This is a genomic window from Microbulbifer sp. THAF38 (genome assembly GCF_009363535.1).
GTDB lineage: Bacteria > Pseudomonadota > Gammaproteobacteria > Pseudomonadales > Cellvibrionaceae > Microbulbifer.
In genome coordinates, this window is record NZ_CP045369.1 from 917,736 (window position 1) to 929,922 (window position 12,187).

The window sequence follows — 12,187 nt, forward strand, 5'->3', positions numbered from 1 at the left end:
TTTGTCATTCAAATGCCGGCGTATATTTTTTTGCTGAAATTTAAAGTGAGTTGAAAAAAAGCGCTGGAATTAACCATTAGCCAGCGGAATATTATGGATTATATAGTTTATTGTTGTGCCAGATACTTAAACCTGAGGGGTTCACTTGGATAAATAACCTGTCACTGGCTACTAACCGTGACGGTTAATACATCGGTATAAATGGGCTCCCCGGCCTGCTCCCAGTCTGAGGGGGCAACTGAGATAGTCACTCTGGCGTTGTCGCTGATACAGGCTTCATTGGATTGCCTTACAAAAGACCCCGGTATATCGCCCTGGTTATTCGGGCTCTTGGCGTTACTGCCATTTAAATCATCGGAGAAGCTGACCGAATAAGCCATGCGCTCAGCGGCGCCTTTAAGGGCATAAGGGGAAATCCCGCTTCCTCCAGTACTGCCATTGCCGCTGGAAAGATTGACTGTATAGCGGTCGAAACCAATGCCTCCAATACAGAAATCCTCCTGCCCCTCAATCGCCTGACCAAAAGAGATGCCCGAATTACTCAGGTCAATATCCCCCAGATTGCGAATGACAATATTGGGCTCCACCTCCAAAACAATATCAAAGTCTACGGTTTCGCTACCGGTCAAGAAGACAAGGAAGTATTGCTCCAGGGTGAGCTGGAAACTTCCGGTGTATTGGTTGGAAGAGGGAGTCTTGGTGTTGTCAATTTCCACTAAAAGGGCGGCGTTGGTATCGTTGCTACTGCCGTTAAAAGGGCCTGCGAGATTATTGAGGGTGAGCGACTGTGCATCGCTATTGCTGGGGTCTAAGGTAAAGGCAATATCCAGGGTATCGCCATTGTCGGCAGTCAGTGTAAAGGTGTTACCACTCAGAGGCGCAAGCTCGGCATAGTAAGTGTAAGCGCGGCCACCGAATGAACTGCGGCTGCGCAAGGTAAAGGCAATCTCCTTGGTATTGGATTGGTAATTCAGATTGTGTGTACCGCCAAGGTTACAGGTGCGTAAGTTGTCATTACTGGAGCAACTTTGGGCCTGGGCCGGCATATGGCAAGAAAGAAAAAGAAAACCCAGCCACAGGAGTTTGCCGAGAAGGTCTTTAACGTTGTGCACCGATTACCTCCGCGGTGTATTCCATTTGGCAGTTTGCCTCGGATTGCTCAATGGTACCGATATTCAGCCAGTTCTCTCCGGAAGACTGAAGAGTTATGGGAGCACGGCACAAATCCCAGGTTAATTCCTGGGAGCGCAGGCTTTTCTGGTTTGTATGGATTTCCAGCTGGAATACACCGTACTGGTCGGTAATGGTACTGTGTTCGCCGATGGAAAGCCGGGTGTTTGCTAAGCCCTCTCCCATATCGGTAAGGCGCCCCAAAATGAGCCGCTGTTGCTCTATCTGATAGGTTGTAGAGTTCACATTGCCGGGGTACAGGGTAAAGGTTTCGCTCTGCTCGCGGTAATCGAAGAAACCGTTATCCAATGGGCGCAGGGAGAGGTCATAACTTTTAAAAGCGGGTAAGTTGATGACAGACTTTTCACCGCCTTTGGCATAACCGCGTCGGGTGCCGTCCACTAACACTTCAAAATCCTGCTGATCACTCCCATCAATTTCAATAATGACTGCGCTTTCCAATGTGCGCTCGCCGCCCCAGGCGAGGGTATTCCCCGTTGCAATCAAATTGGTGCTGAAACCGCCCAGGTAATTGAAAGCCTTGCCGGTGTTATCGCTATTAAAACCCAGGGTGCTGTTTAAATAACCGAAATGACCGGCGAGATAGCTGCGACTCTCTAAGTAGCGAGTCTGTGTACTTTTCTCCGCGGAAAGCTGTTGCTCAAATTCCGCGGCCCATAAGTCTCTATCGTGCCAGCGTGTTTGCAGGGCCAACCGCTGTTCGCGACCACTGTGGTTGCTGCGTTCACTATGTAGATTTGCACTGTGTTGCCAGTGTTTGGAGCGCCTCCGGAATTCTACCTCCAGGCCGGTGTATTGTTGTTCATCGGCCTCACTGTAGGAGAGGGTCGCGCTGCCGAGCCACTTTGCGCTTTTGAAAATATTGCGCTTAAACGAGAGTGTGGTGAGTTTGCGTGCACTTTCCAGCCGATCGGCCTGCTCTCCGGGCAGTAAATAGTAGGAGCTATCCCGCTCGCGCAAACGCAAAGCCAGTTGCCCCCCAAATAGACTACTCTGCACAGCCAGGCTGCGCTGTGAATAACCGTTGGGCAACAGCTGCAGGCTGTTCGGCTCATTAAATACCCTGGCGTTATCCAGCCTGGTATCAATGGCGCTCAGTGTGGCGAAAGGCGTTTTCAACAGTGCTTGAACCCTGTGGCCACTGCGCCCATCGTCGCTGGTCACTAGGCTCGGTGAAATTTCAAAATAACGCCCTACCCAGCGGGTGCCGACTTCATAAAGTTGTTGCTCTTGGGTTGAACTCGTCGTTGCAAAGAGCCCCAGATTACTGGTGAGCCGGCGGGCAATAGACCCTTGCACCAGCATGTCATCGTAGCGCTCGGGTAGCGTTTGCGTATTACTAAAGGTCTTTGCTGGCTGGCCCGCGTGAAAACTCCAGGACCACTCCCCAGGAGCGGGCAGCAGGGAATCCTTGGTAAAAAATTCCGTGTGACGGTGCAATGCCCGGCCCATCTCATCAAAGGTGCGCACCTCGATTTCGTAGGCGCCGTGGGGCAGGGTGCTGGTATTAAGCAGGCGGTTACCGGCCTCCAGCATTTCCGTGTGAATCAGTCGCTTATCCCGATAAATTTCCACGCGCCCGCGCACCGGCATATTGATTTCAAGCAGCGCGCCCTGCCGGTGTTTGGTGTCTGTGCGACTGAGCTGTGAGCTGCGTAATTCCAGTCCATATAGTGTGTTTTGGCTACCGAAATAGTGCCAGCCACCCTGGGGTTGTAATAAACCAATCGAGTAGGCTTTTCCGCGGTAATCCCTGGACCAATGCAGCGCACTAATTTGGTTGTGCTGCTCTGTGGCGGCGGACCAGCGGGCGTGCAGGGCGCTCTCGCCAAAGCTGACGATAGTATTACCATTTAAAGTTGCGCTGTGGCTGTTGCCACCGAGATCACTTTCCACCCCACTCCAGGTGCCGTTGAGGTTTTGCACAATGGAAAACGCACTGGTAGATGCAGGGAGATAGGGGTCAGTAATGGCCGCCTCTTGCGGCAGCAAGTCTGCGGAAAAAAACAGGTCGAGCCGATAGCGGCTCTCGTCGTAAATCACTGCTACTTTTTCGGGCAGCAGGTAGCCACAGTGTTTTTGCCTGGCCGAGCGACATACATACTGCGAATTTTTGGGCAAGGGTTTGCTGATTGCTGCCAGTACCGCCTCTCTATCCAGTAATGCTGGCAGCAGCGGGAGTAATAATTCGGGCTGGTCGAAATGAATATGGGTGGGGTCAGCGGTAATCTGCGCTGCGCCTATATAGCGGCCACCATAGTAGAGATCCGCCAGCAACTGCTGCGGTTCAGTTAGCGTATCAAAACCTTCCGGTGCAGAGGTTTCCAGCAGAAAAGTGGCTGCTGTGGCTGCAAAGGTATTGGCGTGAATGGCTTGCGCCAGGCAAAAAGCCAGCGCATGCCATCGATTAAGACTTCCTGCCATAAACTGCAATCGGTTTGGCTGGAAATCCTATCCGGCCACGCCAAAAAATTATTCAGAAGCGACGGTGATCAGCAGGGTATCGGTATAGTCGGTACCATTGAGGACGTCGCTGGTCTGCCAATCGCCATTGGCAACAGTGATCTGGAATCTGGCGTTGTCAGAACCACTGCAGGAGGCGGCGTTGCGCGTTTGCCCGGTGACTGCCTGACCTGCGTTGACCGCGGTAAAGGTTCCGCTGGTGCTGTTATCAAAGCCTACGCTGTAAGGCACTTCAAGGCCTGCGCCGTCTGTCAGGGTGAATGCTGGATCGTTGTTGTCATCATCGCTTTCGAAGGTAATGCTGAACGTGGGGAAGCCAAAACCGCCAATACAAAAATCTTCGCTGGCAACCGCATCGGAACCCAGCGCGGGATCGGTAATTGAAACATCACCAACTGCAGCAATTTCAATAGTCGGGGTAAAGCTAAGAGTGATATCACTGCTGGCGCTATCTTGAGCCGCCATGGTGGCTGCCGAGGTGCTGAAAAGGATGCCTGCTGCGACGGCAGAGACCAGTGAACGAACTACATTTTTGTGCATGGCGTATCTTCCTGAGCCGTTGGTTATCGTTCTGTGAAAAGCTGCTCGCGAAGATCCTGCACGGGTCAGGGGTACTGCGTTAGTCAAGCTATTCCGTCTTTATGGCGGAAATGATACTTTTTTTGTGATTTAAGTCACGCCATTTGTGGGGATTTTTTGGTTTGTGGCGTCTAAAAGATCTTCTTCATGGCTTTTCTACGCCTGTGCCCAAGGCCCGGCCAGCGCTATAATCCCGCGCCTTAAGTGTCCTTTATTCACCTTCAATCAGGTTTGTCATGACCGTAAGAACCCGAATCGCACCGTCTCCAACCGGTGATCCCCACGTTGGTACTGCTTATATCGCCCTGTTTAATCAGTGTTTTGCCCGCGCCCAGGGTGGCCAGTTTGTGTTGCGTATCGAAGATACCGATCAACAGCGCAGCACCCCGGAATCCGAGCAGGCGATTCTCGATAGCCTGCGCTGGTTGGGATTGGACTGGCAGGAAGGGCCGGATGTCGGCGGTCCACACGGTCCTTATCGGCAGAGCGAACGCGGTGATATTTACAAAACTCACTGTGATGAACTGGTGCAGAAGGGGCATGCCTTCCACTGCTACCGCACTGCCGAAGAATTGGAGCAACTGCGCGAAGAGCTGCGCGAGGCCGGCCGCACTTCACTGAAGCCCAGCGACCTGGCATTGCCGGAAGAAGAGGTGGAAAAGCGCCGTGCCGCCGGTGAACCCTACGTCGTACGCATGAATGTGCCGGAGAGTGGTACCTGCGTGGTGGAAGATCTGCTACGCGGCTCTATTGAGATCGACTGGGCTCAAGTGGATGCGCAAATTCTGCTCAAGTCCGATGGTATGCCCACTTACCACTTGGCCAACGTAGTGGACGATCACCTGATGGAGATCACCCATGTGCTGCGTGGCGAAGAGTGGATTAACTCGGCGCCCAAACACAAACTATTGTACGAATATTTTGGTTGGGAAATGCCGGTGCTCTGCCACCTGCCGCTGCTGCGCAATCCGGACAAAACCAAACTGTCCAAGCGCAAGAATCCTACCTCGATTCTTTATTACCAGCGCGCCGGCTTTATGCCTGAAGCGCTGCTCAACTATTTGGGCCGTATGGGCTGGTCCATGCCGGATGAGCGCGAGAAGTTTTCTTTAGAGGAAATGCTCGAGCACTTCGATATCCACCGCGTTTCCCTGGGCGGCCCGGTGTTCGATGTGGAAAAACTATCCTGGCTGAATGGCCTGTGGATTCGCGAACTGGAAAACGAACAGCTCGCCGATCGCCTCATCGACTGGATGTTTAACCGCGAGAATCTGCTCAAAGTACTGCCCCATGCCCGCGAGCGTATGGAGACCTTTGGGGACTTCGCACCGCTGGTGAGCTTCCTCGCCGCAGGCAAGCTGCCGCTCACCGAAGAGAGCTTCAGCGGCAACAAGCTGGAATTGGAAGAGCAGAAGAAGTTACTGCAATTCACCCTGTGGCGCCTGGAAGCCCTGCGCACCTGGGATCGCGATAGCATCTTCCAGGGTGTGAAGTCCCTGGCCACGGCCATGGAGATCAAGCTCAAAGACTTCAACGCGCCCCTGTTTGTCGCCATCAGTGGCACCACCGCCTCCTTCTCCGTAATGGACGCCATGGTACTGCTGGGCCCCGACCTCAGCCGCGCCCGCCTGCGCCAGGCCATCGACGCCCTGGGCGGTGCCGGAAAGAAAGTCCTCAAACGCTGGGAAAAGGAGTACGCCTCACTCCCCTAAGCGCTTTACAGCCCCCGGCAGGGGGCTGTGCCGGTCCGGCTGTAACTAATTGATTAAAAAGTTATTTTTTCTGTTGACAGGCGCCTAAACCTTGCTAAAATGCGCCTCGCTTTCAACGGAAACGTTAAGCAAAAAGGATTTGGGGCTATAGCTCAGCTGGGAGAGCGCAACACTGGCAGTGTTGAGGTCAGCGGTTCGATCCCGCTTAGCTCCACCAAATTATCGTTGTAAATCAACGACCTAGAAACCCGCTCAAGTAGCGGGTTTTTTTGTGCCTGAAATTTAAGTCCCTATTAAGTCCAAAACTCGGTTAGAACAAAAAGTGGGTAATTTTTTGCGTGTGACCCCTGAGTCGGCATAAGGTTAGTCAGCTTTATCGTTAATTGCCAGGCTCGTGCTTGCGGTGTAGAGTCGTTCAGTTAAATTCTACAAAAAGAATAAAAGGCGTACTTTCGACATGGATGCAGTTGCATACGCGGATGGGGATCACTGTGTCAGGTGGAGTGGAATTGGCTTTGCCTATGGTGAAGAGTTTGAGCAATTTTTGCACGGCCCTGCGGCGAGTCGATTAAACGATAAGGAATGCTGAAAAATTCAGTAGCCTTATTAAGGCCGCTATACCCTGGGGCGTAATAGAGATTGGAGCTTAGGCATATATACAAGGTTATACCTAAGCTAATTATTATTGGCGTCGTTAATGCTGCCTAGAATAGAGGTAGCTTTGTGAGCTTCTTATCTGTTTATCTGTCGCCACAGAATCGATACTCCGCTTATCAATTGGCTTCCAAAAATAGAATACTCCTCATTTTGATAATTGATGTCCAGTTGGTTAATAGTCAGAGGAGTAGTGGAGGGTAATTAAAGGTCTTAAGTATATCGTCCTCTTTTCCATAACTGATAGATACTCTCAATAGTCCTCTGCACATGCAGCTGCCACTCCATAGGGAGCTGTGAATAAAGTTTCGCTATTAGCGGAGGAAAGGAAATTTCCAAAAGTGGTGCAGGTTCTCCACCCCATACACTTCCGCCAAAGTAATCCCCACCGCCTCACACCAGGCCGGTAGTTACTCCGCCGCTAACTTCTGTTTGCCTGTTTCCATTTTCGAAACTTGAGATGGTGCCAGCCCCAGCTGCTTGGCCAACTGTGCGATCGTCATCCCCTTCAATTTCCGTGTATTGCGCAGGCATTTGCCCAGGTGTCCCGGCCTCAAATATCTAGCCATATTAGGTACTCCCGTAATAGCAAATTTTCGATTTTCGAAACAAAACTGCATTTTGCATTGCTAAATTAGAAATAAGTCAGAATACCCGTTTGTAAGCTGATAAATAGTTAGTAGTTTCCCGGTGTTTGTCGCCAAAAGACCGAATAAAACACTGCAGACCTTTGCGGCTAAAAGTCGCCGGGGCGCTTGCCTCTGGTGGTTAGGGTTTGTCGTTCCTACAAGTAGAGCATGCCTTTAACCGCTCACGTTCAACAACTTCACCACGTCAATAACCTATGTGCCGGCCTGGAATGGGTGTCCCGATCAGATGGCAGTAGCGGCTGGCAGGTCGTAGATTACTGGAGATACTAACGTGGATCTGACGGGGGTGGTTATGCAAATGCTAAGCGCGCTGAATGGGGTTTATTGAGATAATTAAGCCACCTAGCTTGATTCGACCATCAAGGATCAAAAGCACCATCATGTATCCACAGGGAAAAAGTTACTAACCTTTTGACTTTTATGGAGTTTGCAAATAGATATATAGTAGCGAAAATCACGGGATATGATGCGGCTGCAATAAATCCACTTATGCACGCTGGTGCCAATTGTCAGTAAGCTAATGTTTCTATAGGATTTTTTTGAATCGTTGCTGAATGAAGCCTATGGATATAGTGGTGGGTGATATATTACAGCTGCTTTTGAATACACTGTTAGGTGCCCAGAGGAATTATGAGTGTAAATCTAGAAAAGCACCGAAGAATGGAATTGCGGAAGGCTACGGGAACCCGTGTTATTAATCCGCCTGAGCCGGTTCCAATCTATCGTGGTCCCGAATATTTGGTGGCTCATGCATGCTTCAATTGCCGAAAAAGTTACAAAAGACCTGTTGAGTGCTCTGGTAAAAAGGCAGCTCGATGTCACCCTTGTCCAGATTGTGGCGAATGTATGCATGAGATGGGGCGTAGCTTTAAGGCACCAAAGGCAGGTGATAAGAGGCAGTGGCGTAAGGTGCAAATTCTATTCGCTGCGGGGTTCCGGTTTATCAGATGCGGTTCCCATGAGGGCGCCAAGCTACCTGCCGAGCTAAGTGAACTAGAAGGTTTCTTAATCAATAATCGAGTACACCCGCTAAAGGTAGCAGCACCTAACAAGCTAATGTTGCCGGACGGTTACCGCGGTGCGGCAACCGCCGCAAATTAGAGCGTTAAATGGTCTTTATGAACAACATATACGAAGCCCCCAAGAGTGACATACTCGAAGACAGTTCGCTAAGTAAGCATTCAAAGTCCGTAGTATGGATTCTCGTATGTTTTTGCGTTTACGAGTTTTGTGCGTGGTTTTTAGTGCCTTTTTTAAACGGTGCAGTTGCCAACGCATTGGTTTTCACGGGAATAGACTACTGGTCGTTGCGCTTGGTATTTGACCTGGTTCATTCACTAATTTTGTTTGTATTGTGCGTTATCGTCTTTTCTAAGCTGTCACGTCGAAGGCCTGTTGTGTTGGCGACCACCACTGCACTTATTGGGTTTGGTGTCTTTATTACGGAGCTTGGTGGTTTTGATTGTTTAGGAAACTGCGGACTGCCACTGTGGTATGACATGGCTGGGTTCGTTAAGTACCCAGTATTCGCTGCCGTCGCACTTCTGATTTCAAAGCCATTTAACAAAGCAAGTCACTAACTCGTCGCTGCGCTGCTCGAGGGCAAAGGCCACAACGCGGCGAGCCGCTGGCCTTTGCCGGTGCTTGCGGCGTTATCAGTCCGATTGGGTCCGTATGAAAATAGAACTTGAAGAATACAATCCAGAATGGGAGAGCTCATTTGAGAAAGAAAAGGTATTTCTCAAGGATAAACTTGGCGGGTGGCTATTTGGATCAATTGAGCACGTTGGAAGCACGTCTGTAGCGGGTATGTTGGCTAAGCCAATAGTAGATATCATGTTTGGAGTTAAAGATCTTGAAAGTACTAAAGGAGCCATTCAAGTTCTTTCAGATAATGGCTATTGCTATTATCCGTATAAAGCTGAAGTCATGCACTGGTTTTGCAAGCCTACTCCAGATCATCGGACACATCATTTACACTTGATTCCCTACAAAAGTGAGCTTTGGATACAGCGCATAAAGTTTAGAAATATACTGAGAAACGACAAAAATATAGCAAAAGAGTATAGCCTTCTAAAGCAAGTGCTTGCCAAAGAATTGGCATATGACAGAGAGTCATATACCGAAGGTAAGTGGCCCTTTATAAAACGTGTGCTATCGACCCACTACTAACCAGGAGTTGCACCGGACCGTCAATGTTATGCATATTTGTGTTGGTTACTTCGCTATTGTTTTTACACAGGGAAGCACAGCTTTATTCGAAGGTGCGCTGGGCTTTACACATTATGAACAAAGCAATTTTATCCACAGTAACTTTTGCCATATACAGCGTAAATAATTTAGTATTCGCTTGCACCAAGGAAAGCCCATCTATAGAAGACCTGTCTTCCAAGGAAGGTTTGTAAATTGTTGGGCCGTTACTAGTTTCTGAAATTTTGAGACGCATATAGAAAAGGCGTAAAGAATTGGGGTTAAATCCCATATTAGAATCCAAATTTATTTCAGGCACCAAGAAAAAGAAAAAATTTGGTGATAATATCTATTTCTTTAAAGAGTCACTCCGTGGTTATAATATGGCTGGTTCTACCTTAGAGAGAAGTGGTTGTGCCATTGAATTTTTGCCAAGCTCGGTGAGCTAGAGAAGTTTAACAAGTACATGCGGGCCTTTGGCTTTTCGCGGGATGGCTTATGCTACGCTTAAGCCGCCCCTGTTGTAGTCATTATGTATACCCAAGGAGGGTAAGTTGCGTAATTTTATTTACATATTCCTAGCTTCGATCAATGTTATTAGCTGCGTTACGGTTCCTGCACCCTCAGATAAACAGACCGCACGTTGTGAAATTTCAACAAACCGCCTAACCCTCAAAGTTGTTGACCTTGCTGAGGCTACCGACAGCTACTACTCCCTTGAGGGGCTCATAGCTTCACCAATATTGGTTCCTACAACAGCAATTTTGTCTGGTGCATATGTACTAGCACATAATACTTACCGCTTGGGCGAGGAGAAGATTGTCTGTGGATAAACATAACAAGTAGCTTAAATTCGTTCCGGCCACAAAAAATGTGGCCTCTACCGGACTTGCTAACGCCCGCCGTTTAGCGAGACGTAATGCTTCTAATTAGGGTGTGGGTATAAATGTACGTCAAAAGAATAGTAAGGTCTCTATTTAATATTATTACGTGGGCCTGGTTTTTAATTCATGGTACGTTTTCCGCCCACGCCTTTGTTTTCTCACAGAATGTTAGAGATAGGGTTTATGTAATTGAAGCCCCTTTGGTGTATAAAGTACTTAATCCAGTCGCAGGAGATTCGCTAGGATTTACACTCCCTTTCGTTGGCGTTGCGTATATAAATAAGCAAGCTGTTCAGGATGCCGATACTCCATTACCTGGCGTTATCTCGCATGAAGCAAAACATATTGAGCAATTCTGGCAGTTAGGAATTCATCATTTCGGAATAGAGAAGTGGAAGCTCGAAGGTATGGCTGAATATGTCCGCGGAGATTCAACTATTAGTCTTTGCGCCTCTGGGGTAGAGGGGCTCCATGATCGTATAAAGTATCGAGATTATCATATTGCCGTAAAATACCTAATTGAGGTTGAGGGTCTAAGTGAAGATCAAATATACAACTACTCCGATTATCCTTTAGGGGTGGCATCGGATTGGATTAATGCTGAAATTTGCAAAAAAGCATAACAAGTGGCTATGGTCCCTTGTTAAGTATTTAAGACATTTTCTCATTCCAGTAATTGTTGTTTTTTACCATCGTATTGAGGCTGGTAAGTTGCTTCCTCATACATGTGATAAGGGCTACTTTTTTTGGTTTACCAGCAGCGACCAGGCGCTCATACATTGGCTTTAATTTAGGGTGGCATTTTATTGCTGACACCATAGAAACAAACAAAACCGTGCGTACACGATGTCGCCCACCTCGAATATAACGTTTACCCTGGAAGCTACCGCTATCACGATTCACGGGGCGATACCCACAATTGCCGAAATCTCTTTGCGGTTCAAATTGCCCAGCTCAGGAAGTTCGCTCATTAGCGTGTAAGCCAGTACATTGCCGACTCCTTTAGCGCTTAATAAGAGATCGCGTTTTTGTCGCCACTCGGCAACACTGTTAACAAGTTTATCAAGTTGCTTATCGATCCCTTCTAGCTCTTTCTTGATGGCTTTTAAGATAGCCTGAATGGGCTTATGAACAGACTTAGGCATTCTCTTGAGACGATTCTTTTGCATTGTGCTCATTTCTAAGCACTGGTTCCTGACCGTCAGCAAATCACTGATATTTCTGAGTTTTTCTGGTTTGATTGATGACAAACTTGGCTTCATAGCTTCACCAAAATGTGCGATATCAATTGCATCTAGCTTATCTGTTTTGGCGAGCCGCCTCGCTGACTTTGCAAAGTTTCTTACTTGCGAAGGATTGCAAACAACTATCGGCAGCCCCGCTTTATGAGCAGCACAGACGAATTCTAATTCTAGTCTTCCTGTGGACTCGATTAATACTCTTTGAGGTTTAAGCGGTTGTAGTTGTTTGATGGTGTCTTTAACACCTTCTTTGTTATTGGTAACACTAAAGAACTGGCCAGTAGGTCTCACATAAATATCGAGTTGTTTCTGCTGGTATCGATACTGACATTGATCTCTTGAGGTTCCATAAGATAAGCTATCTCCGCCTTGCTATTCGGGCTCGAGGCCCACATGACTATTCGAGTTATGCCTAGTGAGTGTCTGTCACGTTCATACTTGTTATCGGTCTTTATGAACCGGCTTAGCAGCGAACTGAGACAAACAAGGCCTTCGGTGGCCGCCGAAGGTGGGTCTCAATTTACCCGTTAGCGAAAAGGATTTTCAACATCAGAATCAGACAAGAACAACCATACAAGGCGTTGCAGCAGGAGGTCCAAAGCTGTGCGCTTTTTGTGGTCGTT

At 48.5% G+C, this 12,187-nt stretch carries 10 protein-coding genes, 1 tRNA gene and 1 pseudogene; 6 read left to right on the forward strand and 6 right to left on the reverse strand.

The window, feature by feature from the left end:
* Window positions 1–161: 161 nt before the first annotated feature.
* Genes FIU95_RS04055 through FIU95_RS04065 form a run of 3 tightly spaced genes read right to left on the reverse strand, consistent with a single transcriptional unit; the run spans window position 162 to window position 4,194 of the window.
* Window positions 162–1,112 (reverse strand): hypothetical protein, encoded by a 951-nt coding sequence (locus tag FIU95_RS04055; RefSeq protein WP_152451735.1) that lies wholly within the window; start codon window positions 1,110–1,112, stop codon window positions 162–164.
* On the reverse strand, window positions 1,099–3,615 hold the full coding sequence (locus tag FIU95_RS04060) for a TcfC E-set like domain-containing protein (protein ID WP_152451737.1): 2,517 nt from the start codon (window positions 3,613–3,615) through the stop codon (window positions 1,099–1,101). Before FIU95_RS04060 ends, FIU95_RS04055 begins: the two co-directional genes overlap by 14 nt.
* 48 nt (window positions 3,616–3,663) lie before the next feature.
* Window positions 3,664–4,194, reverse strand: a complete 531-nt coding sequence (locus FIU95_RS04065) for a hypothetical protein (RefSeq protein ID WP_152451739.1) — start codon at window positions 4,192–4,194, stop codon at window positions 3,664–3,666.
* Between the two features lie 275 nt (window positions 4,195–4,469).
* Between FIU95_RS04065 and gltX the strand changes: the two genes are divergently transcribed.
* The 3 genes from gltX to FIU95_RS21605 all read left to right on the forward strand — a co-directional run bounded on the left by gltX (window position 4,470) and on the right by FIU95_RS21605 (window position 6,534).
* Entirely contained in the window at window positions 4,470–5,945 is a 1,476-nt protein-coding gene (gene gltX / locus FIU95_RS04070; RefSeq protein WP_152451741.1) for a glutamate--tRNA ligase, read from the forward strand.
* Window positions 5,946–6,086: 141 nt separating this feature from the next.
* Window positions 6,087–6,162, forward strand: a tRNA-Ala gene (locus FIU95_RS04075).
* A 240-nt stretch (window positions 6,163–6,402) separates the two neighbouring features.
* Window positions 6,403–6,534 (forward strand): hypothetical protein, encoded by a 132-nt coding sequence (locus FIU95_RS21605; RefSeq protein WP_256366403.1) that lies wholly within the window; start codon window positions 6,403–6,405, stop codon window positions 6,532–6,534.
* A 475-nt stretch (window positions 6,535–7,009) separates the two neighbouring features.
* On the opposite strand, the gene FIU95_RS21405 is transcribed toward FIU95_RS21605, so the two are convergent.
* On the reverse strand, window positions 7,010–7,168 hold the full coding sequence (locus FIU95_RS21405) for a helix-turn-helix transcriptional regulator (protein ID WP_253868841.1): 159 nt from the start codon (window positions 7,166–7,168) through the stop codon (window positions 7,010–7,012).
* 1,755 nt (window positions 7,169–8,923) lie between these two features.
* Here FIU95_RS21405 and FIU95_RS04085 point away from each other — a divergent pair.
* Window positions 8,924–9,421 carry a GrpB family protein gene (locus tag FIU95_RS04085; RefSeq protein WP_152451742.1) on the forward strand — a complete coding sequence of 166 codons (498 nt, stop codon included), beginning with the start codon at window positions 8,924–8,926 and terminating at the stop codon, window positions 9,419–9,421.
* 82 nt (window positions 9,422–9,503) lie between these two features.
* Here FIU95_RS04085 and FIU95_RS04090 read toward each other — a convergent pair whose 3' ends face one another.
* Window positions 9,504–9,731 (reverse strand): hypothetical protein, encoded by a 228-nt coding sequence (locus FIU95_RS04090; protein ID WP_152451744.1) that lies wholly within the window; start codon window positions 9,729–9,731, stop codon window positions 9,504–9,506.
* 262 nt (window positions 9,732–9,993) lie between these two features.
* On the opposite strand from FIU95_RS04090, the gene FIU95_RS04095 reads away from it, so the two are divergent.
* Window positions 9,994–10,272: a hypothetical protein gene (locus FIU95_RS04095; RefSeq protein ID WP_152451746.1), complete on the forward strand. Its 279-nt coding sequence runs from the start codon at window positions 9,994–9,996 to the stop codon at window positions 10,270–10,272.
* A gap of 113 nt (window positions 10,273–10,385) precedes the next feature.
* Complete coding sequence (locus tag FIU95_RS04100; RefSeq protein ID WP_152451748.1) at window positions 10,386–10,946, forward strand: hypothetical protein; 561 nt, start codon at window positions 10,386–10,388, stop codon at window positions 10,944–10,946.
* A 28-nt stretch (window positions 10,947–10,974) separates the two neighbouring features.
* On the opposite strand, the pseudogene FIU95_RS04105 reads toward FIU95_RS04100, so the two are convergent.
* A pseudogene (locus FIU95_RS04105) lies at window positions 10,975–11,914 on the reverse strand (IS110 family transposase).
* Window positions 11,915–12,187: the final 273 nt, after the last annotated feature.

What these genes read in the sequence shown, in the direction of transcription:
- FIU95_RS21605 (WP_256366403.1), top strand. Translation starts at nt 6,403, where the DNA reads ATGGATGCAGTTGCATACGCGGATGGGGATCACTGTGTCAGGTGGAGT.
- FIU95_RS04065 (WP_152451739.1), bottom strand. Translation starts at nt 4,194, where the DNA reads ATGCACAAAAATGTAGTTCGTTCACTGGTCTCTGCCGTCGCAGCAGGC.
- FIU95_RS21405 (WP_253868841.1), bottom strand. Translation starts at nt 7,168, where the DNA reads ATGGCTAGATATTTGAGGCCGGGACACCTGGGCAAATGCCTGCGCAAT.
- FIU95_RS04090 (WP_152451744.1), bottom strand. Translation starts at nt 9,731, where the DNA reads ATGGGATTTAACCCCAATTCTTTACGCCTTTTCTATATGCGTCTCAAA.
- gltX (WP_152451741.1), top strand. Translation starts at nt 4,470, where the DNA reads ATGACCGTAAGAACCCGAATCGCACCGTCTCCAACCGGTGATCCCCAC.
- FIU95_RS04100 (WP_152451748.1), top strand. Translation starts at nt 10,386, where the DNA reads ATGTACGTCAAAAGAATAGTAAGGTCTCTATTTAATATTATTACGTGG.
- FIU95_RS04085 (WP_152451742.1), top strand. Translation starts at nt 8,924, where the DNA reads ATGAAAATAGAACTTGAAGAATACAATCCAGAATGGGAGAGCTCATTT.
- FIU95_RS04060 (WP_152451737.1), bottom strand. Translation starts at nt 3,615, where the DNA reads ATGGCAGGAAGTCTTAATCGATGGCATGCGCTGGCTTTTTGCCTGGCG.